We start from the raw sequence: 24,324 nt of genomic DNA on the forward strand, positions 1-24,324 counted from the left end.
TGGGGACCCGGCGGCTGCTGGACGGTGACTGTACCCGGGGGTACGCGAGCCCCACAATCTTCGGCCGGTTGTTCTTGGGTTTCCAGACATGAGGAAACGGGCAATAGCTCGCCTTTCGACGGAGGGGCCATGGAGACCGCACCATTTGTTCGAGTGCAGTTCGAATTCCTGGGGGGTTGGGCGGTGTTACCGGGGCCTTCCCCGAGGGGTTTTCCCGGCCGGGGTCACCCGCCGCTGACGGGCGGGGGGTCGGTGCGCGATGCTGTGGTTAACGTTCGTTCGCGTCGGCTCGGTGGCGCGTTCCTTGGGAGGCAGTCGATGGGTGAGTCAGGACCGATCAGGGTCGTCGTGGCCAAGCCGGGGCTCGACGGGCACGACCGTGGCATCAAGCTGATCGCCCGGGCGCTGAGGGACGCGGGGATGGAGGTCATCTACACCGGACTGCACCAGACGCCGGAGCAGATCGTGGCCACGGCGATCCAGGAGGACGCCGACGCCATCGGCCTCTCCATCCTCTCGGGGGCGCACAACACGCTGTTCTCGCGCGTGTTGGAGCTGCTGCGCGAGCAGGACGCGGGCGACATCACGGTCTTCGGCGGGGGGATCATCCCGGAGGACGACATCCCGCCGTTGAAGGAGCAGGGGGTGGCGGAGATCTTCACGCCCGGCGCGCCGACGGGTGAGGTCGTCGAGTGGGTCCGTTCCCACGTGCGCGCGGGCCTGTAGCGGCCCTTCGCGGCGGGGTCCGGCCGACTGCCGGCCTGGCCGGTCGGGGCGGGGGCGCCCCTCGGCCCGGTGGTCGGTCCCCCGTGCCCCTCACCCGTGTCCCTCGTGCGGGTCGGCGTTCGCGGTCGGGTGCCCGTGGGCACTCGGCGGGTGGCGGTCCCGTCAGGGGCGCGGGGAGCCGCGCGGCGCACGGGGGGCGGGCCGCGGTCGAGCATGGTCCCGGCCGGTCGGGGGCGAGGTGGGGCGCGGGGTGCTCGTGGCGGGGGTCAGGCGACTACGGTGCGGTACCGGGCGGGTGGGTTGTGACGGGTCTCACCGCTCAGGGGTGACCCGGGGCCCGGAACGCCCGCAGGGCACCGATACGCTCGACTTCGGACATGCCGCGTGCGCTCGCTCGCACTCATCGCCTCGCATCGCGGCCACGCGGCACGCCCACGTCGAGAACGAACCGCGAGATTCACTGACGACTGAGGACGGACGCGAGCGTGGACCTGTTCGAGTACCAGGCGAGGGATCTCTTCGCCAAGCATGGCGTGCCGGTGCTGGCCGGCGAAGTCATCGACACGCCGGAGGCGGCGCGTGAGGTGACCGAGCGGCTTGGCGGTCGCGCGGTCGTCAAGGCGCAGGTGAAGACCGGTGGTCGTGGGAAGGCCGGCGGCGTCAAGCTCGCCTCCGACCCGGCGGACGCCGTGGAGAAGGCCGGGGCCATCCTCGGCATGGACATCAAGGGCCACACGGTGCACCGCGTGATGCTGGCCCAGACCGCGGACATCGCGGACGAGTACTACGTCTCGTTCCTGCTGGACCGCACCAACCGCACCTTCCTGGCGATGGCCTCCGTCGAGGGCGGCATGGACATCGAGGAGGTGGCCGCCACCAAGCCGGAGGCGCTGGCCCGCATCCCCGTCGACGCCGTGGACGGCGTCAGCGCGGAGAAGGCGCGCGAGATCGTCGCGGCCGCCCGCTTCCCCGCCGAGGTGGCCGAGCAGGTCGCCGACGTGCTGGTGAAGCTGTGGGGGGTCTTCGTCAACGAGGACGCCCTGCTGGTCGAGGTCAACCCGCTGGTGAAGACCGGCGACGGGCGGATCATCGCGCTGGACGGCAAGGTGTCGCTGGACGGCAACGCCGAGTTCCGTCAGCCCGACCACGCCGCGCTGGAGGACCGCGACGCCGCCAACCCGCTGGAGGCGGCGGCCAAGGAGCGCGGCCTCAACTACGTGAAGCTGGACGACGGCAACGTCGGCATCATCGGCAACGGCGCCGGCCTGGTCATGAGCACCCTCGACGTGGTCGCCTACGCGGGCGAGAAGCACGGCGGGGCGAAGCCGGCCAACTTCCTGGACATCGGCGGCGGCGCCTCCGCCGAGGTGATGGCCAACGGCCTGGAGATCATCCTGGGCGACCCGGACGTCAAGTCCGTCTTCGTGAACGTCTTCGGCGGCATCACCGCCTGCGACGCCGTCGCCAACGGCATCGTCCAGGCCCTCGAACTGCTGCGCGAGAAGGGCGAGGACGTCAACAAGCCCCTGGTGGTGCGGCTCGACGGCAACAACGCCGAGTTGGGGCGCAAGATCCTGACCGACGCCAACCACCCGCTGGTCGAGCAGGTCGACACCATGGACGGCGCGGCCGACAGGGCCGCGGAGCTGGCCGCCAAGTAACGCCCCCGATCGGGACAGACGAGAACAGAGGACAGCGAGACTCACACCATGGCTATCTTCCTCACCAAGGAGAGCAAGGTCATCGTCCAGGGGATGACCGGCTCCGAGGGCCAGAAGCACACCCGGCGGATGCTGGCCGCCGGCACCAACATCGTCGGCGGCGTCAACCCGCGCAAGGCCGGCACCAGCGTCGACTTCGACGGCACCGAGGTCCCCGTCTTCGGCGGCGTGCAGGAGGCCATCGAGGCCACCGGCGCCGACGTGACCGTGATCTTCGTGCCGGAGAAGTTCACCAAGTCCGCCGTGATCGAGGCCATCGACGCCGAGATCCCGCTGGCCGTGGTGATCACCGAGGGCATCGCGGTGCACGACACCGCCGCGTTCTGGTCCTACGCGGGCCAGAAGGGCAACAAGACGCGCATCGTCGGTCCGAACTGCCCCGGCCTGATCACCCCCGGGCAGTCCAACGCGGGCATCATCCCGGCGGACATCACCAAGCCCGGCCGCATCGGGCTGGTCTCCAAGTCCGGCACGCTGACGTACCAGATGATGTACGAGCTGCGGGACATCGGCTTCAGCTCGTGCGTGGGCATCGGCGGTGACCCGATCATCGGCACCACGCACATCGACGCGCTCGCCGCGTTCGAGGCGGACCCGGAGACCGACCTGATCGTGATGATCGGCGAGATCGGCGGCGACGCCGAGGAGCGCGCCGCCGACTTCATCAAGGAGAACGTCACCAAGCCGGTCGTCGGCTATGTGGCGGGCTTCACCGCGCCCGAGGGCAAGACGATGGGCCACGCGGGCGCCATCGTCTCCGGCTCGTCCGGCACCGCCCAGGCGAAGAAGGAGGCCCTGGAGGCCGCCGGCGTCAAGGTCGGGAAGACCCCGTCCGAGACCGCCCTGCTGGCGCGGGAGTCGCTGGCCGGCTGAGGACCCTCGTTCCCGCTGGGGGCGCCCGTCGGCCACGGCCGACCGGGCGCCCTCGGCGTTTTCCGCGGCGGTGCCGCCCGGCCGGTCGTCACTGGAGCGCGGCCAGCACCCCCGAGCCGGCCAGCGTGACGGCGGTGCCGGCGAAGAGCGCGGCCGAGCCGCGCACGATCCTGCGGGTGGTGCGTTCGCTGGCCCGGAGGGCCTCGGCGGCCGGCGGCGGCGGCGCGCCCGGCCGGGACCGCGTCGCGCGGCCCAACGCCTCGGCCGGGTCCGCGACCCCCGGCAGTCTCTCGGCCAGCGCGGCCCTGGCGTGCCGCAGCCGGCTCGCCGTCGCCGCCGTGCTGGCCTCGCACTCGGCGGCCACCGCCGCCTGCCCGAGGCCGAGGCCGTCGGCGAGCAGCAGCGTCCGCCGGTAGGCGGGCGGCAGCGCCAGCAGCGCCACGGTCAGCTCGCCGTCGTCGTCCGCCGGCACCACCGGATCACGCCAGCGGTCGGGAACGTAGCGGTGCCAGGGCGCGAGCGCGTGCTCGTGACAACTGGCGCGCACCCAGCCGGCCGGGTCCTGGTCCGTCGCCACCTCCGGCCAGGACTCCCAGGCCAGCCGGAAGGCGCGCGCCACCGCGCGGCGCGCCACCGCGTGGTCCCCGCCGAGCAGCAGCGCCTGCCGCAGCAGCGGCGCGGCGTGCCCCTCGTAGAGCGCGACGAACGCGTCGCGGGCGTCGGGCTCCGGGGTGGCGACGCCGCGGTCCGGTCTCCGGGGACGGCCTCGGCCTCGGCGATGCCGAGGAGGATTATCCTTAAAACGGGTCATATGGGGATGGTGGCCGACACTGCGGCGAAAACCCATTACCGGGACACTTCGGGTGTTGTTGGGAGCATGGCCCGGTGCGACACCTCACTCAGTCGGCCCTGCGGCGGACCGCGCCCCCCGGCCGCGCCCAGGGCCGGTGGTTTCTCGAAGGAATGCTCGCGGCCGGCCTCGGCCTCGGCGGCCTCGCCGTCCTGGTGCTGCTGTTCTGGGTGCTCTCCCCCTACCCGGACCACGGCGCGACGGGGGCGCTGCGGATCGCGGCCGACCTGTGGCTGCTGGCCCACGGCTGCGAACTGGTCCGCCACGACACGCTCTACGGCGGCACCGCGCCCGTCGGCCTCACCCCGCTGCTGCTGGCGGCGCTCCCCGTCTGGCTGCTGCACCGCGCGGTCCGGGTCACCCTGCGGCCCGACCCCGAGGACGCCGAGTGGGCCGCCGCGCCGGGGGAGGCGTTCGCCGTCGCCCGGTGGCTCTGCGCCGGCTACCTGCTCACCGGCGCCGCCGCCGCGGTCTTCGCCTCGCCGGCCGACCTCGCCCCCGGGCTTCTGTCGACCGCGCTCCAACTGCCGCTCTTCGCCGTGCTGGTGACCGTCGTCTCTGCGTGGGTGCTCAGCGGGGTCGCGCCCTGGACGCCACCGGACGGCTGGCGAGCGGCCCGCTGGGCGGGGCCGTTCACGGCGGAACGGCTGGCTGGCGCCGGCCGCGCCGCGCTCGGCGGGGCCGCCGCCTGCTGCGGCGTCGGCGCGCTGCTGGCGGCCGGGGCGCTGCTGCTCCACGCGTCGGCGGCACAGGGCACGCTGGTCGCGCTGAGCGGCGACTGGTCGGGCCGGCTCGCCGTGCTGCTGCTCGGCTGCGCGTTGGCGCCCAACGCCGCCGTCTGGGGCGCCGCCTACGGCCTCGGGCCCGGCTTCACGCTCGGCGGCGGCAGCCTGCTCTCCCCCCTGGCGGTCAGCGGCGAACCGGTCCCGCCGCCGTTCCCGCTGCTCGCAGGTCTGCCGCACGGCACCCCCGACGGAGTGCTGCTGTGGTGCACGGCGGCGGTCCCGCTGGCCGGTGTCCTCGTGATCGCGGGGCTGGTCGCGCGGTGGGCCGTGCCCGTCCCCGGCGAACGCGGCACCGCCGCCGGGTGGTGGGGAACGGCGCTGACCGCGCTGCTGGCCGCCGCCGGTACCGGGCTGCTGCTCGGCTGGCTCGGGACGCTGGCAGGGGGGCCGCTGGGCGCCGGGGAACTGGCCCAGTTCGGGCCGCACGGCTGGCTGACCGGGGCGGTAGCGGCGGGGTGGGCGCTGGCGGCGCTGCCGGTGGCGTGGGCGTTGCGGCTGCTGCGGCTCCACCAGCCGCGGCTGGTGCTGGCCGGGCTGCTGGGCCGTGAGCGGCCGGGGGCGCGGGTGCGCCCGCGCCCGCCGCGGCGGGCGCGCCGGCCGGCGTGGCCCCGCCGCCGGCGGCGGCGCGAGGAGCCGGTCCCAGAGTGGCACACCACGGACGCGCGGCTGACCCGCTGGTCAGCGCTCCGGAAGTCCTCCGGTGAGCTGGTCTCCCGGATGGACGACCACCGTTAGCTCGGGGTTTGGGCGGGTTGTCGGCGTGAGCCCGGTGTGTGGTTGCTCGCGCCGTTCCCCGCGCGAGTGCTGGGTGGCGGGGGTTGGTCGACTATGGTGCCGCGCTGGCTGGGTGGGTTGTCGGCGTGAGCCCGGTGTGTGGTTGCTCGCGCCGTTCCTCGCGCCCCTTCTCGGCCGGTGGGCGGTTTGGGGGCGCGGGGAACTGCGCGGTGCATGGGTGGCGGGCGTGAGACGACTGTGGTCCTGGTCGGCCGGGTGGGTTGTCGGCGTGAGCCCGGTGTGTGGTTGCTCGCGCCGTTCCCCGCGCCCCTTCTCGGCCGGTGGGCGGCTCGGGGGCGCGGGGAACCGCGCGGTGCGTGCCGGTGGGGCGGGTGGTCGTTTCGGGAACCCCCGGCAAGGGGCTCCTCGTTCCGGGAACCCCCCGGCAAGGGGCTACTCGTTGCCGAAGATCGGGCGGAGCTGGCTCGGGAGGTCCTTCTCGCAGGCCGCCTTCGAGGGCGCGGTCAGGGAGTCGGAGACGCAGTCGAAGTAGTCCTTGTAGACCAGCTGCGCCGTGTAGCTCGCCGCCACGATGGCCAGCGCGACGCCGGCCAGTACCACGCCGGCGATCGCCGAGCCGCGCTGCGGCCGGCGGCCGTCCGGGGTCGGGGCCGGTGGGCGGCCCTCCGCGTCGCGCGGGCCGCCGCGCAGCGCGCTGATGCCCCAGTACAGCGCGAGCGCGCCCAGCAGCAGGCCCAGCCACTCCCAGGAGAGCAGCCCGGCGAAGACGCCCCACATGCCGGCCAGCACCGCGTACCGCGCGTGCCGCTGCACCGGGTCGTTGGGGTCCCAGCGGCGGCCGTTGCGGTCGTCGTCCCCCTCGCCCCGCGGGCGCCGGCCGAACGGGCCGCCCCAGCCCGGCTTCGAGCCGTCGCCAGAACCCCGTTCGTCCCCGGAGTCGTCGTCGGGACGACGCGGGCGCCACGGCCGGTCGGGCTGCCCCTCGGGCGGCGGCGCGAAGGGGTTGTCCTCCTCGCTGGGCCGCTCCTGCTTGCCTGAGGCTCGGGGTCGGTCCGTCATCTGAGTGGTCGCATCTCCCTGTCGGGGCCGCGAGCCGGGATTCTCGCGGTGCCGGTGGCTCCGACCGTACCTGCCCGCGGGCGGCCCACGGCACGGGGGGACCCAGCCGTGCCGGTATCGTTGCGGACGGTCGGCCGGTGAACGGCCGGCGCCATCCGGGGAGGAAGACCCCGGAGAAGACCTCAAGGAAAGACCTCGTCGTGGCCTCTGCCTCCGCCGCCCCCGATGCCGTCGACTCCCCGGTGGGAGCCCAGCAGGGCGCGGGGGGCAAGCCCCCGGTCCGCCTGGTCGTCCTGGTCTCGGGCTCCGGGAGCAACCTCCAGGCGCTGCTCGACGCCGCCGCCGACCCGGACTCCGGGTTCGGGGCCGAGGTGGTCGCGGTCGGCGCCGACCGGGGCGGGATCGAGGGGCTGCGCCGGGCCGAACGGGCCGGGGTGCCGACGTTCACCCACCGGCTGCGGGACTACGCCTCCCGCCCCGACTGGGACCGCGCGCTCACCGAGTCGGTGGCCGCGCACCGGCCGGACCTCGTGGTCTCGGCCGGCTTCATGAAGATCGTGGGAGCGTCGTTCATGGCCGCCTTCGGCGGCCGGTTCGTCAACACCCATCCGGCGTTGCTGCCCAGCTTCCCCGGCGCGCACGGGGTGCGCGACGCGCTGGCGCACGGCGTCAAGGTGACGGGCTGCACGGTCCACTTCGCCGAGGCGGAGGTGGACAGCGGTCCGATCATCGCTCAGCGAGCCGTCGAGGTCAGGGACGATGACGACGAGGCCACCCTGCACCGGCGGATCAAGGAAGTGGAACGCGGCCTGCTCGTCGACGCCGTGGGCCGACTGGCCCGGGACGGCTACCGCGTAGAGGGACGAAAGGTGTACATCCCGTGACCGCCGAGGACCACACGCACGACCAGCAGCCCGCCGAACTCCCGACCGACACCGCGCGGTTGGCGACCGAACGGTTCCAGCGCGACGACGCGGGGGAGGGCGGCCCCGAGGGGCGCCGGCCGATCGCCCGCGCGTTGATCAGCGTCTACGACAAGACCGGTCTTGAGGAGTTGGCCAGGGGGCTGCACGAGGCCGGCGTCGCGCTGGTCTCCACGGGCAACTCGGCGCGCAGGATCGCCGCCGCCGGGGTGCCGGTGACCCCGGTCGAGGAGGTGACCGGCTTCCCCGAGTGCCTGGACGGCCGGGTCAAGACGCTCCACCCCAAGGTGCACGCCGGCCTGCTGGCCGACCGGCGGGTGGCCGCGCACCGGGCGCAGTTGGAGGAGCTGGGGGTCGAGCCGTTCGACCTGCTGGTGAGCAACCTCTACCCGTTCGAGCAGACCGTCGCCTCGGGCGCGGCGTTCGAGGACTGCGTGGAGCAGATCGACATCGGCGGCCCGGCGATGGTGCGCAGCTCGGCGAAGAACCACGCCACGGTGGCCGTCGTCACCGACCCGGCCGGCTACGGCGAGCTGTTGGCGGCCGTCGCGGACGGCGGCTTCACGGCGACGCGCCGGCGGGAGCTGGCGGGCGAGGCGTTCCGGCACACGGCGCGCTACGACGCCCAGGTCGCGGGGTACTTCGCGGCGCGGGGCGGCGAGGAGGAGACCTTCCCGCAGAGCCTCAGCCCGGTCTTCGGGCTCGGCCGGGTGCTGCGTTACGGGGAGAACCCGCACCAGTCCGCCGTGCTCTACACCGACGGCAGCGGAACGGGCCTGGCCTCGGCCGAGCAGTTGCACGGCAAGGAGATGTCCTACAACAACTACGTGGACACCGAGGCCGCGCGCCGCGCCGCCCACGAGCACGCCGAGCCCTGCGTGGCGATCATCAAGCACACCAACCCGTGCGGCATCGCGGTCGGTTCGGACGTCGCCGAGGCACACCGCAAGGCGCACGCCTGCGACCCGCTCTCCGCGTTCGGCGGGGTGATCGCCGTCAACCGGCCGGTCAGCGCCGAACTGGCCGGGCAGATCGCGGAGATCTTCACCGAGGTCGTGGTGGCCCCCGGGTACGAGGACGGCGCGCTGGAGGCGTTGACCGCCAAGAAGAACATCCGGGTGCTGCGCTGCCCCGAGCCGCCGTCCGCCGTCACGGAGTTCCGGCCGGTCGACGGGGGTGCGCTGGTGCAGGTCAGCGACCGGCTCCAGGCCGAGGGCGACGACCCGGCGGGCTGGCGGCTGGCGGCGGGCGAGCCGCTGGACGCGGCGGGCCTGAACGAACTGGCCTTCGCCTGGCGGGCGTCGCGCGCGGTGAAGTCCAACGCGATCCTGCTGGCGAAGGGGCTGGCGACGGTCGGCGTCGGCATGGGCCAGGTCAACCGCGTCGACTCGGCGCGGCTCGCGGTCGCCAGGGCGGGTGCGGAACGGGCGGCGGGGTCGTTCGCGGCGTCCGACGCGTTCTTCCCCTTCCCCGACGGGTTCGAGGTGCTCGCGGAGGCGGGCGTGCGGGCGGTGGCCCAGCCGGGCGGTTCGGTCCGCGACGACCAGGTGATCGAGGCGGCGAGGAAGGCCGGCGTCACGATGTATCTGACGGGGACGCGGCACTTCTTTCACTGACGGGGTGGACGACTACTCACCTGGCCGGTGGGGGCGGGTTGTCGTCCGCGGCCCGGTGGTCGGTCGCTCGCGCAGTTCCCCGCGCCCCTGGTTTGGGCTGGCGCGGTCGGTCAGGTGCCGGGTTCACGCGCGGCAGGTGGCGGCCTGTTTGGGGGCGCGGGGAACTGCGCGGTGCATTTGTGGCGGGGGTTGGTCGACTACTCACGGGCGTGGTCGGGTGGGTTGTCGTCCTCGGCCCGGTGGTCGGTCGCTCGCGCAGTTCCCCGCGCCCCTGGTTTGGGCTGGCGCGGTCGGTCAGGTGCCGGGTTCACGCGCGGCAGGTGGCGGCCTGTTTGGGGGCGCGGGGAACTGCGCGGTGCATGGGTGGCGGGCCGCACGTGACCACGGTGCCGTACCGGCCAGGTGGGTGTGGCTTCGTGTGGGTGGCCGGGCAAGCTGCTGGAATGTCGGGCATGAACGAGAGACGGTCCTTCTTCAGCAGCCCGGCCGGCGGGGTCATGACCCGGGAGGTCGGCGCGATCACGGGCGAACTGGAGTTGCACAGCACGGTCGACGAGGACGGCGCGCTCGCGCTGCGCGTCCGTTACGCCGGCGCGGACGAGTGGTACGCGGTCGAGGGCGGCCCCTACCGTCTGCGCGACGCCCGCGACGCCGAGGTCCTGCACGAGGTGCTGGTGGCGATCCTCAACCGTCCGGCGGCGTAGCCGGCGGACCGACCACGCCCCGCGGCACCTGATTGGTGGCGCGGGGCCCTCATCGGGGAGTATGGGCCCATGACTGCCCAGACACTCGACGGCCAGGCGACCGCGGCCGAGATCAAGTCAGACCTGCGCACCAGGATCGCCGACCTCAAGGCGAGCGGCCATCTCCCGGGCCTCGGCACGCTGTTGGTCGGGGAGGACGTGGGCAGCCAGAAGTACGTCGCGGGCAAGCACCGGGACTGCGCCGCCGTCGGCATCGCCTCCATCCAGCGCGAGCTGCCGGCCTCCGCGAGCCAGGAGGAGGTCGAGGCCGTCGTCCGGGAGTTGAACGACGACCCGGCCTGCACCGGCTATCTGGTGCAGTTGCCCCTGCCGCGTGGCATCGACGCCAACCGCGTGCTCCAGCTCATCGACCCGGCGAAGGACGCCGACGGGCTGCACCCCACCAACCTCGGCCGCCTGGTGCTCAACGAGCCCGCGCCGCTGCCCTGCACGCCCCACGGCGTGATCCGGCTGCTGCGCCGCTTCGAGGTGCCGATCGAGGGTGCCGAGGTCGTCGTGGTGGGCCGGGGCGTGACCGTCGGCCGTTCGCTGCCGCTGATGCTCAGCCGCCGCTCGGAGAACGCCACGGTGACCCAGTGCCACACCGGGACCCGCGACCTGGCCGCGCACCTTCGGCGGGCCGACATCGTCGTGGCGGCGGCCGGCGTTCCGCACCTGGTGAAGCCGGAGCTCGTCAAGCCGGGCGCGGCCGTGCTCGATGTCGGCGTCAGCCGCGACGAGTCGGGCCGGATCGTCGGCGACGTGGACCCGGCGGTCGCCGAGGTCGCCGGCTGGCTGTCGCCCAACCCGCGCGGCGTCGGCCCGATGACCCGCGCGATGCTGCTGACCAACGTGGTCGAGGCCGCCGAGCGCGCGGCCGGCATCGCCCGTTGACCGCGCGACCCGACCGCGCGACCTGACCGCACGACCCGACCGACGAGAACGAGAACGACGAGGGGGCCGATCGGCCGTGAGCGGCGTGGCCTGGCGCAAACGCTGGCGGGTGCCGGAGAGGTATCGCACCAGAAGCACGGCGCGTCCCGAGGGCGGGGGGCGCACGGCCGGCTGGGACGCGCCGGCGCCGATACGGCAGTGGCCGCTGCTGGTGGTGCTGGCCACCACGCTGGCCGGGCTGCTGCTGACGCTGGCGGACTTCCGCGTGGGGCTGCTGGTGGTGGGGTGCGGGCTGCTGGCCGGCGCCGCGCTGCGCGCCTGGCTGCCGGCGGTGGGGATGCTGGCGGTGCGTTCGCGTTTCACCGACATCGTCACCTACGGGCTGCTGGGCACCGTGGTGGTGCTGCTGACGCTGATGGCCGAGCCCAGCCCGTGGCTTGAGGTGCCGTTCCTCAACGACATCCTGCGCTTCTCGGTGGACTGAGCGCCGGACCGAGCGCCGGACCGAGCGAGGGCTGGCCCGCGGGAGCGGCCCGGGGTCAGCCCAGCCAGGCGGCGACGGTGTCCGGGTTCTCGGCGACCCAGCGTTCGGCCGCGGCGCCGGGGGTCATGCCCTGGCCGGCGATCAGCGCGGCGACGGTGTTCTGGTCCCGTTCCGACCAGGAGAACGCCCGCAGGAAGTCGACCACCTCGCCGCCCGCCTCGGCGAACTCCGCGTTGAGGTACTTCCGCAGCGGGATGCTCGGGTAGTAGTCGGGGAGTTCGACCTCGGCCAGCTCGACCTTGGTGGCCAGCCAGTGCGGCTGCCAGAAGTACGCCAGCAGCGGGGTGCCGCGCGCTCCCGCCTGGTGGATCTCGTCGATCAGCGCGTCCTCGCTCCCGGCGGCGACGGGGGTGAGGTCCAGGCCCAGTTCCTCGATGATCGCCTCGTCCCTGGTGGCGAAGCCGGGGTCGGCCTGGAGGACCTCGCCGCGCAGCTCGTCGGCGAAGTCGTTGAGGTGGCGCCAGTCGAGCACCTCGGGGTTGGCGCGGGCGAACTCCCCGGGTATGTACCAGCCGACGTGCCCCTCGATGCCCAGCTCGCCGGCGTCGACCACGTCCTCGCGCTGCTCGACGTGGAGCCGGGTCCGGTCCGGGAGAGCGCCCCAGTCCTCCAGCAGGACCTGGGTGTCGCCGACGCCCAACTGGTCCCAGGCGGCGCCCGGGTCGGTCTCGACCTTCTCGACGGGGACGCCCAGCTCCTCCTCCAGCAGATAGGCCACCACCGCCGCGTTGGCCCGCGCCCCCGGCCAGTCGGTCACCGCGATCCGCACCGGCTCGGGCTCGTCGTCCCCGAGCACCTCGCCCGGCAGGTCGCAGGCGCTGGCGAGCACCAGTCCCAGGGCACCGAGGCCGGCCAGCAGGCGGTGGCGCGCCCGACGGCGTATCCGGGGGGAGATGCGGAGCATCGGCGAGGGCTCTTCCTTCGGTGTGCCGGACGGCGGGTCGCTGGGGGCTGGGGCGGGAGGGGCCGCCTACGCAGTGTGGCCCCAACAGCTGGTGTGGGGCCACAGGCGCGTCATGAGACGTCGTTGCTACGGGGCGTTGTCGCGGAAGGCGCGGTCTCGCCCGGTGCGCTCGCTCAGATGAGGCCGAGCGCGCGGACCGCGTCGCGCTCCTCGGTCAGCTCGCGGACCGAGGCGTCGATGCGGGTCCGGGAGAACTCGTTGATCTCCAGGTCCTGGACGATGCTGTAGGCACCGTCGGCGCAGGTGACGGGGAACGACGAGATCAGACCCTCGGGGACGCCGTAGGAGCCGTCGGACGGGATCGCCATCGAGGTCCAGTCGCCGGCCGGGGTGCCGTTGACCCAGGTGTGCACGTGGTCGATGGCGGCGTTGGCGGCGGAGGCGGCCGAGGAGGCGCCCCTGGCCTCGATGATCGCGGCGCCGCGCTTGGCGACGGTCGGGATGAACTCGTCGGCCAGCCAGCTCTCGTCACCGATCGCCTCGGCCGCGTTCTTGCCCGCGACCTCGGCGTGGAAGACGTCCGGGTACTGGGTGGCCGAGTGGTTGCCCCAGATGGTCAGGCGACGGATCTCGGCGACGGAGACGCCGGTCTTCGCGGCGAGCTGGGAGAGCGCCCGGTTGTGGTCCAGCCGGGTCATCGCGGTGAACCGCTCGGCCGGCACGTCGGGGGCGGCGGCCTGGGCGATCAGCGCGTTGGTGTTGGCCGGGTTGCCCACGACCAGCACGCGGACGTCGTCCGCCGCGTGGTCGTTGATGGCCTTGCCCTGCGGCTTGAAGATCCCGCCGTTGGCCTCCAGCAGGTCGCCCCGCTCCATGCCCTTGGTGCGCGGCCTGGCGCCGACCAGCAGGGCGACGTTGGCGCCGTCGAACGCGACGTCGGCGCTGTCGGTGATGTCGATGCCGGCCAGCAGCGGGAACGCGCTGTCGTCCAGCTCCATGGCCGTGCCCTCGGCCGCGCTCAGCGCCGGGGTGATCTCCAGCAGCCGCAGGCGGACGGGGACGTCGGGCCCGAGGAGCTGGCCCGAGGCGATCCGGAAGAGCAGCGCGTAGCCGATCTGGCCGGCGGCGCCGGTGACGGTGACGGTGACGGGGGTGCGGGGCATCTGGGACCTTCCGGTTGTGAATGAGGCGGCCGGGTCCACGGCCAGGTTACTCGTCGGACGTGGCCAGGAACCCCCGCGGTGGGCGCGGGAGTCCTCGCGCACTTTCACGCCATATCTCGCCATCAAGATACGGGCGCCAGCGTAGCCCCGCGCCGACGCCCGCTTCTCGCCGGGGCGGGATCGACTGTTCACCTGGCCGGTGGGGGCGGGGTGTCGGCGTGCGCCCGGTGGGTGGTCGCTCGCGCGGTTCCCCGCGCCCCTTCACCGCCGGTGGGCGGCGTGGGGCCTCAGCTCACGAGAACCTCGCGCAGCTGGGCCAGCGCCCACTCCAGGTCCTCCTCCTCGATCACCAGCGGCGGCGCGATGCGGAGGGTGCTGCCGTGGGTGTCCTTCACCAGCAGGCCGCGTTCCAGCAGCCTCGTCGCGACCTCCCGGCCGGTGCCGAGTCCGGGCGCCAGGTCCAGGCCCGCCCACAGACCGCGTCCGCGCACCTCCGTCAGCACGCCCTCGCCGACCAGCTTGCCCAGCTCCTCGTGGAGCCGCTCGCCCAGCCGGGCGGACCGCGCCTGGATCTCGCCCTCGCGCAGCATCGTCACCACCTCCAGGCCGACGGCGCACGCCAGCGGGTTCCCGCCGAACGTCGACCCGTGCTCGCCGGGCCGCTGCACGCCCAGCACCTCGGACGAGGCGACCACGGCGGAGACCGGCAGCACGCCGCCGCCCAGCGCCTTGCCGAGTACGTAGACGTCGGGCACCACGCTCTCGTGCTCGCAGGCGAAGGTCCGGCCCGTGCGGCCGAGTCCGGACTGGATCTCGTCGGCCATCAGCAGCACCCCGCGCTCGGCGGTCAGCCGCCGCACGCCCGGCAGGTAGCCGGCGGGCGGCACGACCACCCCGGCCTCGCCCTGGATCGGCTCCAGCAGCACGGCGACCACCTCGCCCTCCGACTCGTCGGCCAGCGCCGCCTCCATCGCGGCCAGGTCGCCGAACGGCACCACGGTGAACCCGGGCGTGAAGGGGCCGTGGTCCGCGTAGGCGTCCGGGTCGGTGGAGAACCCGACGAGCGTGGTGGTCCTGCCGTGGAAGTTGTCGGCCGCGACGACGATCCGCGCCCGGTCGGCCGGCACCCCGCGCACCCGGTAGCCCCACTTGCGGGCCGTCTTCAGCGCCGTCTCCACCGCCTCGGCCCCGGTGTTCATCGGGAGCACCATGTCCTTGCCGCACAGCTCCGCCAGCTCGGTGACGAACGGCGCGAAGCGCTCGTGGTGGAAGGCACGGGAGGTGAGGGTGAGCCGGGTCAGCTGGGCCTTGGCCTCGGCGATCAGCCGGGGGTGGCCGTGGCCGAAGTTGAGCGCCGAGTAGCCGGCCAGCAGGTCCAGGTAACGGCGGCCGGTCACGTCGGTCACCCAGGCGCCGCGTCCGGAGGAGAGGACGACCGGCAGCGGGTGGTAGTTGTGCGCGCTGTGCGCCTCGGCGGCGGCGATCAGTGCGGCGGGGGTCTCCTGGACGCTCATGGCGACTTCCGATCTCTGGCAGGGGTGTTGCCTTCGCCTCGACTTGTAGCGGGTTCCGTCCGCTATGGGAAGAATCCGCACGCGACTGTCCGGAATCCGGTGCTCCCGGGCCCCCTCGGCAGACGCCTCGGCGGAGGTCTCGCCGGGGCCGTTACCCGGTTGGCCGACCTGAGACAATGAGCGGCATGGCCACCGAACGTCCTCGCGTCCTGTCCGGAATCCAGCCGACCGCCGGCTCCTTCCACCTGGGTAACTACCTGGGCGCCGTGCGGCAGTGGCTGCCCTTCCAGGACACCCACGACGCCTTCTACTCCGTGGTGGACCTGCACGCCATCACCATCCCCCAGGACCCGGAGGCGCTGCGGGCGGCCACCCGGCTGGCCGCCGCCCAGCTGCTGGGCGCCGGGCTCGACCCGGACCGCTGCACGCTCTTCGTGCAGAGCCATGTGCCGGAGCACGCGCAGCTGGCCTGGGTGCTCAACTGCGTGACGGGCTTCGGCGAGGCGTCGAGGATGACGCAGTTCAAGGACAAGTCGGCCAAGCAGGGCGCCGAGGGCACCACCGTCGGGCTCTTCACCTACCCGATCCTCCAGGCCGCCGACATCCTGCTCTACCAGACCGACCAGGTGCCGGTCGGCGAGGACCAGCGGCAGCACGTCGAGCTGACCCGCGACCTGGCACAGCGGGTCAACGGCAGGTACGGCGGGGATCTGTTCCGGCTGCCGAACGCCTACATCCTCAAGGACGCGGCCAAGATCCAGGACCTCCAGGACCCGGCGAGCAAGATGAGCAAGTCGGGCTCCTCGCCCAAGGGCATCGTCTGGCTGCTCGACCCGCCGAAGACCTCGGCGAAGAAGTTCCGCAGCGCCGTCACCGACACCGGCACCGAGGTGCGCTACGACCCGGCGGAGAAGCCGGGGCTGAGCAACCTGCTGAGCGTCTACAGCGCGCTGAGCGGCATGACGGTCGCCGAGATCGAGGAGAAGTACACCGGTCAGCTCTACGGCCCGCTCAAGACGGAGCTGGCCGAGCTGTTCACCGAGTGGGTGGCGCCGTTCCAGGAGCGGACCCGGGGCTTCCTCGACGACCCGGCCGAGCTGGACCGGGTGCTGGCCAAGGGCGCGGAGAAGGCCCGTCCCGTCGCGGCCGAGACGCTGGCGCGGGTCCACGAGGCCGTCGGCTTCCTGCCGGGGCTCCCGGGCTGACCGGAGGAGCCGGGGGGCGCGAGCCGTTCGCGTTCGCGCCCCGAGGCGGCACACTGGCCAGGAGCAGGCGCACGGGTTCGACCGCCGGGAGTGCGAGCCGGCGGGAGTGGGAGGGAGTCGGATGGTGGGGACGGTGACGCTCGGTGTGTCCATCGCGGTCCCGGAGCCGCACGGCAGCCGCTTGCAGCGCTGCCGCCTCGGCTTCGGCGACGCTGCCGCCGCCCACATCCCGACCCATGTGACGCTGCTGCCGCCGACCGAGGTGGACCCGGCCGCCAGACCGGCGATCGAGGACCATCTGTCCGCCATCGCCGCCGCCGGGCGTCCGTTCCCGATGCGGCTCGCCGGCACCGGCACCTTTCGGCCACTGTCGCCCGTCGTCTTCGTGCGGGTGGTGGAGGGCGCCGCCGCCTGCGGCTGGCTCCAGGAGCGGGTGCGCGCCCCCGAGGGGCCGCTCGCCCGCGAGCTGCTCTTCCCGTACCACCCGCACGTCACCGTGGCGCACGGCATCGCCGACGAGGCGATGGACCGGGCCAGTGAGGAGCTGGCCGACTACGAGGCCGCCTGGCGGGTGACCGGGTTCGCCCTCTACGAGCAGGACGAGGGCGGCGCCTGGGCGCTGCGCAGGGAGTTCCGTTTCGCCTCGGCCGCCGGGCCGGCCCCCCGCCCCGACGCCGCCTCCCAGGTGGCCTGAACGCGACGGTTCCGTCTCGTCGGCCCGCCGCCGGTGTCGCGCGCCGCGCCACCGGGCAGGCGCGCATAGGGTCACGGCGACCGGGGCGCGACCGGGTGCCGCCGGCTGGGTGAGGAGGGTCGGATGGACTGGCTGCGGCGGCTCCCCTGGGTGGCGACCGTGGTGGACTGGTTTCTGCGCAGCCCGGTCTGGCGGCTCTACCAGCACCTCGACCGGCGCAACTGGACGCGGCTGGCCGCGGCGATCACGTTCACCAGCTTCATCACGCTCTTCCCCGTCCTCGGCCTGGTCGCCGCGGTCGGCGGGCTGCTGTTGGACGACGGGCATTTGGACGACATCGAGCACTGGATCTCCGAGCAGATCCCGGGCATCTCCGACCAGCTCGACCTCGGCGCGCTCTTCGACCACGCCGGCACCATCGGCCTGGTCTCGCTGCTGCTGGTGCTGCCCACCGGCGCGGCCTGGGTGGACGCGCTGCGCGGCTGTCTGCGGGAGGTGTGGGACCTCGCGGAGCCGGAGGAGAACATGGTGCTGCGCCGGGTCAAGGACCTCGGCGTGCTGGCCGGCCTCGGCCTGGTCATCCTGGTCTCGCTCGCCGTCTCGGCCGTCGGCCAGACCCTGCTGCACTGGGCCAGCAGGGAGTTGGGCGGCTTCACCGAGCTGGTCCAGCTGGGGGCCTACGCGGTGGCCGTCGGCGTGACGTTCCTGCTGCTGCTCTACGTCCTGGTCTGGCTGCCCGGCGTCCGCCCGCCGCGGCGGGCCACGGTGACGGCCTGTCTGCTGGGCGCGGTCGGCATCGAGCTGCTGAAGCTGCTGCTCGGCGGCTATCTGACCGGCGTCGCCGGGCGGAGCATATACGGCGCCTTCGGCGTGCCGGTGGCGCTGCTGCTGTGGATCAACCTGATCGCCAAGCTGCTGCTGTGGTGCTGTGCCTGGACCGCCACCGCCGTCAGTCCCGAGGACCGTCCCGACGCCGACGCGCTGGAAGCGACACCGGCAGCGGATGACGCCGGTGGTACAGATACGCCGCCCCCGCCAGCACCACCAGACCCCCGGCGGTGACCGCGAGCACCAGCGGGCCGCTGGCGGAACCCGAGTCGCCGGCCGGTCCCGCCGCGCCGTCCAGGGAGGCGTCCGCGTTCTTCCCGTCGGACGTCGTGCCGCCGGCCTCCCGCTCGCCCTCGGGCGGCGTCTCGCTCAGCGGGCGCACCAGTTCGCCGACCGGCTCGACGGAGTCGGCCGCGGCGAAGCCCCACTCCAGCAGGGCGGCGGCCTCGCGGTAGACGGCGAGGTTGTCCTCGTCGGCCGGGTCCATGACGGTGACCAGCAGCACCCGGTCGTCGCGCTCGGCGACACCGGTGAAGGTGTAGCCGGCCTCGGTGGTGTAACCGTTCTTCACGCCGGCGATGCCGGGGAACGGGTCGAGGCCGGGGGCGCCGACCAGCAGCCGGTTGGTGTTCTGCACCGAGAAGGTCTCGCGGTCCTCGCCCTCGCCCTCGCCGGGGAAGTCGGCGGAGGGGGTCGCGGCGTACTCGCGGAAGTCCTCGTTCTGAAGCCCGGCGCGGGCGAAGAGCGTCAGGTCGTACGCGGAGGAGAGCTGGCCCTCCGCGTCGTAGCCGTCCGGGTTGACCACATGGGTGTCGTTGGCCTGGAGGTCGGCGGCGCGCGCGTTCATCTCCGCGACCGTCGCCTCCTTGCCGCCGTTCATCGAGGTCAACGCGTACACGGCGTCGTTGCCCGAGGCGAGGAAGACGCCGCGCCACAGGTCCTCGACGGTGTAGGTGCTGCCGTCGGCGACGCCGACCGCGCTGCTGCCGGGGCCCAGCTCGGTGAAGTGCTCCGGCTCGGCCAGATAGGTGGCGTCCCGGTCCAGTTGCGGCAGCACGGTGTCGGCGAAGAGCATCTTGATGGTGCTCGCCGGCGGCAGTCTGCGGTGGGCCGCGTGGGCGGCCAGCACCTCGCCGTTCTCGGCGTCGGCGACGATCCAGGACTTCGCGGTCAGCTCCTCGGGCAGCGCGGGCGCGCCCTCGCCGAGGTGCACGGCGGTCCCGGGGCCGGCGAGCTCGGGCCCCCCGACGACCGCGCCACCGGCGGGCGGCTCATCGGCCAGGGCCGGCGCGGGCGCCAGCACGGCCGGGGTGAGCAGGCCAAGGACCGCCACACGGGCGGAGATCCGACAAGAAGACGAACGATTGAACGGCACACGGTGAACCTATCGTTGCTGCCCCACGTCCGTGCCAGCGGAGCGGCGCAAACCGGTGAACGCGCGAGACGCGGACCGGTCGGTCGCCGCCGGTGACCGTCGCCGGTGACCGCCGACGGCGGTCGCTCATACTGGAGTGCGGGGCCGGGAGCGGCCTCACGCGCGGGAGGGGTTCGCTTGTGATGACCGTCGTGACCGCCCTGGTCATGATTGTGGTGGCCGGCGTGGTGCTGGGCGGGGCGCACTGGTATCTGTGGCGGCGGCTCGTGCGGGACGTCTCCCGCCCCGGCACGCGCTACCGGCGACTGGGCGGCTGGGTGCTCGGCGGGATGACGCTGCTGACCCTGCTGGCCGCCGGCGGGGGGCGGCTGGGGCTGCCGTTCGGGGTGCACCGGGTGCTGGCCTGGCCCGGGTTCCTCTGGATGGCCGCGCTGCTCTATCTGCTGCTGGCGCTGCTGGTCGGCGAGGTGGTGCGCTTCGCGCTGCTGCGCCGTTCGCGCGCCGTGAAGGCGCCGGCGCGGGAGCCGGCGCGGGAGCCGGCGCGGGAGCCGGCGGAGCCGGCGGTCGAGGAGCCGGAGGACGTGCCGGCGCGCGAGGAGCTGACGGTCGCGGAGCCGGTGCCGGCCGGCGTCGTGGCGGGCGCCGCGCAGGGGGCGGCGGAGCCGGCGACGAACGAGGCGGCCCCGGCCGACGGCCCGGAGGCGCCGCCGGCGTCCGGGGACGCCGGGGCGAACGCTCCCGGCGCCGACGCGCCGGGGGAGCCGGAGGGGGCGGGCGACGACGGGCTGAGCCGGCGGTTGCTGGTCTCGCGTTCCATAGCCGTCGGCGCCGGCCTGGTGACCCTCGGGACCGTCGGCTACGGCGTGGCCAACGCCCGCCGGCTGCGGGTGCGGCGCGTCACCATCCCGTTGGCCAAGCTGCCGCGCGGCGGGCACGGCTACCGGATCGCCGTCGTCAGCGACATCCATCTGGGCCCGGTGCTGGGCGAGTCCCACTGCCGCCGCGTGGTCGACGCGATCAACAAGGTCCAGCCCGACGCCATCGCCATCGTCGGCGACCTGGTCGACGCCGAGGTCGACGACCTGCGCCCGGCCGTCGCCCCGCTGGGCGACCTGCGGGCGAGGGACGGCGCGTTCTTCGTCACCGGGAACCACGAGTACTACGTGGAGACCGTGGAATGGGTCGACCACGTCCGGGAGTTGGGCGTCACGCCGCTGATCAACGAGCGTCAGGAGCTGCCGTTCTTCGACCTCGCCGGGGTCAACGACGTCGACGGCGAGGGCACGGACTTCGGCGGCCCGGACTACGGCGCGGCGCTCGGCGACCGGGACCCGGCGCGGGCCTCCGTGCTGATGGCGCACCAGCCGGTCATGATCCACGAGGCGGTCGACTACGACGTCGACCTCCAGCTCTCCGGGCACACCCACGGTGGGCAGATGTGGCCCGTCACATACCTCGCCGGGCTGGCGAACCCGACGCTCGCCGGGTTGGAGCGGTACGGCGACACGCAGCTGTACGTGAGCCGGGGCGCTGGTGCGTACGGCCCGCCGGTGCGGGTCGGCGCCGACCCGGACATCACGGTCGTCGAACTGGCCTCCGGCCAGGCTTGACCTGGCCGGTCCGGGCGGGTTGTCGCCTGCGGTTCGGTGTGTGGTTGCTCGCGCGGTTTCCCGCGCCCCTGGTGTGGGCTGGCGTGGTCGTTCAGGTGCGGGTTCACGTTCGGTAGGTGGCGGCCTGTCTGGAGGCGCGGCGCGTGTGGGGCGGGCCGCAGTCGACTACGGTCCTGGCCGGCCGGGTGGGTTGTCGCCTGCGGTTCGGTGTGTGGTTGCTCGCGCAGTTCCCCGCGCCCCCAAGACGGCCGCCCGCGGCAGTGCATGGGCGCGGTGCGTGGGGCGTGGGGTGCGGACGACAACGGTGGTGCGCCGGCCGGGTGGGTGGTCGCGCCGGTCCCTCGATTTTGTCGGCTCGCCGCCTCAACTATTCGGCCGCCGTTGGTGTCCTTGATAACGCTGGGGGAACAAACTGACAGCGTGATGGACACAGAACGCGTTGCGGAGGTTGGGAACGGCATGACGGAGTTGACTGGGACGGGGGAGGACCTCGTCATCAGAGGGCGGGTTCGCGACGCGCTGGGCGTGGCGTTGCCCCGTGCGGTGGTGACGCTCTCCGGAGCCGGGGGCGGGAAGAACCTGGACAAGACGCGCAGCGGCGACGACGGCGCCTTCGAGGTGCGCGCGCCTGTCGAGGGCGACTACATGCTCTCGGCATTCTCCCCGCAGTTGGGGACGCAGAGCGTGGAGATCCGGCTCGACGGACTGCGGCCCGTCGAGGTCGAGTTCATGATCGACGTGCCGGGAGTGGTGCCCGAGTAGGCAGTCGTGGAAGGCGGTCGCAGTGAGCAGCCGGGGTGAAGCGGGGGTGAACTCGCTCCCGGTAGCGGGCCGGGTACCACATGAAGTGTGGCCCGTCCGTTGCCCTCCGCCCGCTCACGCCGGTGACGCGTGTGGTTGGCTGGTGCCCTCGTTGCTGGACTTTTGAAGAAAGGGCGCGGGGAGTGCGACGTATCCGGGCCAAAGGGGTCATAGGCATCGGTCTGGCCCTGGCGCTGGTCGCCGGCGCGATCGGCGGCTGGGCGCTGTTCCGTTCCTCGGACGACTCCGAGGAACCGATCGTGGTCGGTACGACCTCCACGCCCACCATGGTGGACCCGGCCGGGGCCTACGACGCCTCGGCCTGGGCACTGATGAGCAATCTGTACCAGTCGCTGCTGACCTTCGAGCACGGCCGCGAGCAGCCCGTCCCGGACGCCGCCGAGAGCTGCGGCTTCACGGACAACGAGCTGACCGTGTACCGCTGCACCCTGCGGAGCGACCTCAAGTTCAGCAACGGCCGGCCCATCACCGCCGAGGACGTGCAGTTCTCCTACGAGCGCATCCAGGCGATGGCCGCCCGCGCCGAGGAGGACGCCGCGGACGACTCGATCCCCGAGGACGAGAAGTTCTCCTACGCCGGCCCCTCCGCGCTGCTGGCCAACCTGCTGGCGGTGCGCGTCGACGGCCGGGACGTCATCTTCGAGCTGGAGCACTCGGACGCCACCTTCCCGTTCGTGGTCGCCGGCAGCGTCGGCGCGATCGTGGACCGGGAGAAGTACGCGAAGCTGGAGCTGCGCGACAACTGGCTCGTGGACGGCTCCGGTCCCTTCATGCTGGAGGAGTACCACGAGGGCGAGTCCGTCGAGCTGGTGCCCAACCCCGAGTACCGGGGCGCCCACGAGCCGGCCGAGCAGCCGGTGACCGTGCGGTACTTCTACGGGAACGACGAGGAGTCCCCCGAGGACCAGCTGGTCGCCGCCTGGGAGGCCGGCGAACTCGACGTCAACGACGGCAAGATGCCGCCCGGGGTGATGGCCAACGTCAACCGCAGCGACCCCGAGCACCCCGTCACGGAGAACACGGCCGGCTCCATCCGCGTGCTGGCGTTCAACACCGACGAGGGGATGCCGGTCGACTCGCAGGTGGCCCGGCAGACCGCCGCCGCGCTGCTGGACCGGGAGTCGCTGAGCAGCCGGGTCCAGCAGGGCACCGTCGAGCCGCTCTACTCGTTGATCCCCGTCGGCTACACCGGCCACGGCACCCCCTACTTCGACCAGTACCGCGAGACGGACACCGAGGTGCTGCGGCAGCGGATGCTGGACGCGGGGCTCTCGCTGCCCGTGGAGTTCGAGATCGCCTACTCGCGCGGCGCCGCCAACCACGAGGAGGCGGCGGCCATCGAGCGGCAGCTGGAGGAGGGCGACCTCTTCGAGGTGGAGGTCGCCCACTACGAGTGGGACGAGTTCATCCCCGGCGTCTACTCCGCGCGCGACTACGACGCGTACCTGATCGGCTGGCGCCCCGACTTCCCCGACCCCTCGACGTTCACCGACGGCATCCTCGGCCCCGGCGACGGCATGGCCACCGGCTACTCGGACGAGCGGATCGACGGGCTGATCGCCGAGGCCCAGGCCGAGCAGGACCGCGCGCAGACCGCCGACACCTTCCTGGCCATCCACGAACTGGCCGCCGAGAGCGCCGCGATCATCCCGATCTGGCAGGAGAAGCGGTTCACCATCAGCCAGGACGACATCACGGGCGTCCAGCACCTGATCGGAAGCGGCATCTGGCGGCTCTGGGAGCTTCGTCGAATCTGATCCGTGGGGCAGGATGCGCCCATGGCACGACTCAAGCACACCGTCATCCTGAACCCTTCTCTCAGCCGTGACGAACTGTCGCGTGCCGTCGCGGTGCCGTTCGACGTCTGGCAGGGGCTGCGCGCCGAGGACCACCGGCTGGTCGCCGAGGACGGCAGGACCGTCCAGGGCGTCGCCCTCTTCGACGGGGAACACGCCACCCCCGGCGCCCGTTACGGCCGGGACGAGGAGACGGCCGCGCCCCTGGCCAAGGACGCCATCGCCCCCCGCGTCACCCTCGTCGAGTGGGACCGGGCCGCCGGGGTCGCGCTGCGCGTGGACGGCCAGCGGCTCGGCCCGGGGCCGACCCCGCGGCTCGCCGCCGACCTGCGGCTGCGCGGCGTCGAACGGCCGGAGCGCGCCACTCTGCGGGTGGACGGCTCGGTCTCCCGTCCGGGGCGCCAACGGCGGCGCTGGCTGCGTTGGTTCACGCTCCAGGCCGAGCTGGACGTCGGCCGCTGGTACGCCTCGGCCGTCGGCACGGCCGGCCGCCCGCCGCTGCTCGTCCAGGTGCGGCACTCGCTGGTGCGCGGCGAGGCCAGGGTCACGCCCCGCCCGGCCGCCGACGGCGCCTGGGAGGTGGAGGTGCTGATCAACGCGCGCGGGCGCGGCGTGCTGCGGCCCGTGGTCGCGGTGCCGCTGCTGGTCGCCAAGCGGATACTGCGTCGCTCGCTCGCCGACGCGCTGCCCCGCGCCGCCGAGGTCTGGCGGGAGCGGCTCCTGCCCGACCTGGTCCGCGACCCCGCCGACGCCCGCGCCCGCCTGCTGGACGAGCTGTGCACCCCCTACGAGGAGCGCGAGGGCGCCGCGGGCCCCGAGGCCGGGGACCCGGCCGTCGAACGGCGGGAGACGGACTGAGCCGGCGCGCCGCGGTGCTGACGGCGGCCGTCAACGGAACGTCAACCCCCCTTTTAGTCGATCCCGTTGCCACGTCGACTATGTTG

At 73.5% G+C, this 24,324-nt stretch carries 22 protein-coding genes; 16 read left to right on the plus strand and 6 right to left on the minus strand.

Annotated features, from left to right (window positions below; translation table 11 throughout):
- The first annotated feature begins 318 nt into the window (after positions 1-318).
- From icmB to sucD, 3 genes are all read left to right on the plus strand, one after another.
- Positions 319-726 carry a coenzyme B12-dependent isobutyryl CoA mutase small subunit gene (gene icmB / locus CRP51_RS08715; protein ID WP_097230463.1) on the plus strand — a complete coding sequence of 136 codons (408 nt, stop codon included), beginning with the start codon at positions 319-321 and terminating at the stop codon, positions 724-726.
- Positions 727-1,211: 485 nt separating this feature from the next.
- A complete protein-coding gene (sucC, locus tag CRP51_RS08720; protein WP_097230464.1) occupies positions 1,212-2,387 on the plus strand; it encodes an ADP-forming succinate--CoA ligase subunit beta in 1,176 nt (391 codons plus the stop codon).
- A gap of 48 nt (positions 2,388-2,435) precedes the next feature.
- A complete protein-coding gene (sucD, locus tag CRP51_RS08725) occupies positions 2,436-3,320 on the plus strand; it encodes a succinate--CoA ligase subunit alpha (RefSeq protein ID WP_097230465.1) in 885 nt (294 codons plus the stop codon).
- An 88-nt stretch (positions 3,321-3,408) separates the two neighbouring features.
- Here the strand turns inward: sucD and CRP51_RS08730 are convergent, their stop codons facing one another.
- Entirely contained in the window at positions 3,409-4,131 is a 723-nt protein-coding gene (locus CRP51_RS08730) for a sigma factor-like helix-turn-helix DNA-binding protein (RefSeq protein WP_141514568.1), read from the minus strand.
- 74 nt (positions 4,132-4,205) lie between these two features.
- Between CRP51_RS08730 and CRP51_RS08735 the strand changes: the two genes are divergently transcribed.
- Positions 4,206-5,690: a cell division protein PerM gene (locus tag CRP51_RS08735; RefSeq protein ID WP_141514569.1), complete on the plus strand. Its 1,485-nt coding sequence runs from the start codon at positions 4,206-4,208 to the stop codon at positions 5,688-5,690.
- Positions 5,691-6,122: 432 nt separating this feature from the next.
- On the opposite strand, the gene CRP51_RS08740 is transcribed toward CRP51_RS08735, so the two are convergent.
- The gene (locus CRP51_RS08740) at positions 6,123-6,749 is read right to left on the minus strand and encodes a hypothetical protein (RefSeq protein ID WP_097230468.1); all 627 of its coding nucleotides are present in this window, start codon (positions 6,747-6,749) and stop codon (positions 6,123-6,125) included.
- A 242-nt stretch (positions 6,750-6,991) separates the two neighbouring features.
- Between CRP51_RS08740 and purN the strand changes: the two genes are divergently transcribed.
- From purN to CRP51_RS08765, 5 genes are all read left to right on the plus strand, one after another.
- Positions 6,992-7,633, plus strand: a complete 642-nt coding sequence (gene purN / locus CRP51_RS08745) for a phosphoribosylglycinamide formyltransferase (RefSeq protein ID WP_212615874.1) — start codon at positions 6,992-6,994, stop codon at positions 7,631-7,633.
- Positions 7,634-7,692: 59 nt separating this feature from the next.
- Positions 7,693-9,288: a bifunctional phosphoribosylaminoimidazolecarboxamide formyltransferase/IMP cyclohydrolase gene (gene purH / locus CRP51_RS08750; protein WP_097230648.1), complete on the plus strand. Its 1,596-nt coding sequence runs from the start codon at positions 7,693-7,695 to the stop codon at positions 9,286-9,288.
- A gap of 452 nt (positions 9,289-9,740) precedes the next feature.
- Entirely contained in the window at positions 9,741-9,992 is a 252-nt protein-coding gene (locus CRP51_RS08755) for a hypothetical protein (protein ID WP_097230470.1), read from the plus strand.
- A gap of 69 nt (positions 9,993-10,061) precedes the next feature.
- On the plus strand, positions 10,062-10,925 hold the full coding sequence (locus CRP51_RS08760; protein ID WP_097230471.1) for a bifunctional methylenetetrahydrofolate dehydrogenase/methenyltetrahydrofolate cyclohydrolase: 864 nt from the start codon (positions 10,062-10,064) through the stop codon (positions 10,923-10,925).
- 22 nt (positions 10,926-10,947) lie between these two features.
- A complete protein-coding gene (locus tag CRP51_RS08765; RefSeq protein ID WP_097230472.1) occupies positions 10,948-11,409 on the plus strand; it encodes a DUF3017 domain-containing protein in 462 nt (153 codons plus the stop codon).
- A 55-nt stretch (positions 11,410-11,464) separates the two neighbouring features.
- On the opposite strand, the gene CRP51_RS08770 is transcribed toward CRP51_RS08765, so the two are convergent.
- The 3 genes from CRP51_RS08770 to rocD all read right to left on the minus strand — a co-directional run bounded on the left by CRP51_RS08770 (position 11,465) and on the right by rocD (position 15,050).
- Entirely contained in the window at positions 11,465-12,373 is a 909-nt protein-coding gene (locus CRP51_RS08770) for a glycine betaine ABC transporter substrate-binding protein (protein ID WP_097230473.1), read from the minus strand.
- 173 nt (positions 12,374-12,546) lie between these two features.
- On the minus strand, positions 12,547-13,536 hold the full coding sequence (locus CRP51_RS08775; protein ID WP_097230474.1) for a malate dehydrogenase: 990 nt from the start codon (positions 13,534-13,536) through the stop codon (positions 12,547-12,549).
- Between the two features lie 287 nt (positions 13,537-13,823).
- Positions 13,824-15,050 (minus strand): ornithine--oxo-acid transaminase, encoded by a 1,227-nt coding sequence (rocD, locus tag CRP51_RS08780; protein WP_097230475.1) that lies wholly within the window; start codon positions 15,048-15,050, stop codon positions 13,824-13,826.
- Between the two features lie 185 nt (positions 15,051-15,235).
- Here rocD and trpS point away from each other — a divergent pair, with 185 nt between their 5' ends.
- The 3 genes from trpS (at position 15,236) to CRP51_RS08795 (ending at position 18,011) form a co-directional block, all read left to right on the plus strand.
- Positions 15,236-16,255, plus strand: a complete 1,020-nt coding sequence (trpS, locus tag CRP51_RS08785) for a tryptophan--tRNA ligase (RefSeq protein WP_097230476.1) — start codon at positions 15,236-15,238, stop codon at positions 16,253-16,255.
- A gap of 124 nt (positions 16,256-16,379) precedes the next feature.
- Entirely contained in the window at positions 16,380-16,949 is a 570-nt protein-coding gene (locus tag CRP51_RS08790) for a 2'-5' RNA ligase family protein (RefSeq protein ID WP_097230649.1), read from the plus strand.
- Positions 16,950-17,072: 123 nt separating this feature from the next.
- Positions 17,073-18,011, plus strand: a complete 939-nt coding sequence (locus CRP51_RS08795) for a YihY/virulence factor BrkB family protein (RefSeq protein ID WP_097230477.1) — start codon at positions 17,073-17,075, stop codon at positions 18,009-18,011.
- Here CRP51_RS08795 and CRP51_RS08800 read toward each other — a convergent pair.
- Complete coding sequence (locus CRP51_RS08800) at positions 17,899-19,110, minus strand: D-alanyl-D-alanine carboxypeptidase family protein (RefSeq protein ID WP_342749023.1); 1,212 nt, start codon at positions 19,108-19,110, stop codon at positions 17,899-17,901. The genes CRP51_RS08795 and CRP51_RS08800 overlap by 113 nt on opposite strands.
- A 224-nt stretch (positions 19,111-19,334) precedes the next feature.
- On the opposite strand from CRP51_RS08800, the gene CRP51_RS08805 reads away from it, so the two are divergent.
- The 4 genes from CRP51_RS08805 (at position 19,335) to CRP51_RS08820 (ending at position 24,238) form a co-directional block, all read left to right on the plus strand.
- On the plus strand, positions 19,335-20,762 hold the full coding sequence (locus tag CRP51_RS08805) for a metallophosphoesterase (RefSeq protein ID WP_097230478.1): 1,428 nt from the start codon (positions 19,335-19,337) through the stop codon (positions 20,760-20,762).
- A gap of 459 nt (positions 20,763-21,221) precedes the next feature.
- Positions 21,222-21,524, plus strand: coding sequence for a carboxypeptidase-like regulatory domain-containing protein (locus CRP51_RS28770; RefSeq protein WP_170970470.1), 303 nt, complete (start codon positions 21,222-21,224; stop codon positions 21,522-21,524).
- Between the two features lie 182 nt (positions 21,525-21,706).
- Positions 21,707-23,341 carry an ABC transporter substrate-binding protein gene (locus tag CRP51_RS08815; RefSeq protein WP_170970471.1) on the plus strand — a complete coding sequence of 545 codons (1,635 nt, stop codon included), beginning with the start codon at positions 21,707-21,709 and terminating at the stop codon, positions 23,339-23,341.
- Positions 23,342-23,362: 21 nt separating this feature from the next.
- Positions 23,363-24,238, plus strand: coding sequence for a hypothetical protein (locus CRP51_RS08820; protein ID WP_097230481.1), 876 nt, complete (start codon positions 23,363-23,365; stop codon positions 24,236-24,238).
- The last annotated feature ends 86 nt before the right edge of the window (positions 24,239-24,324 follow it).

It is taken from the genome of Streptomyces zhaozhouensis, assembly GCF_900230195.1.
Classification (GTDB): Bacteria; Actinomycetota; Actinomycetes; order Streptomycetales; family Streptomycetaceae; genus Streptomyces; species Streptomyces zhaozhouensis.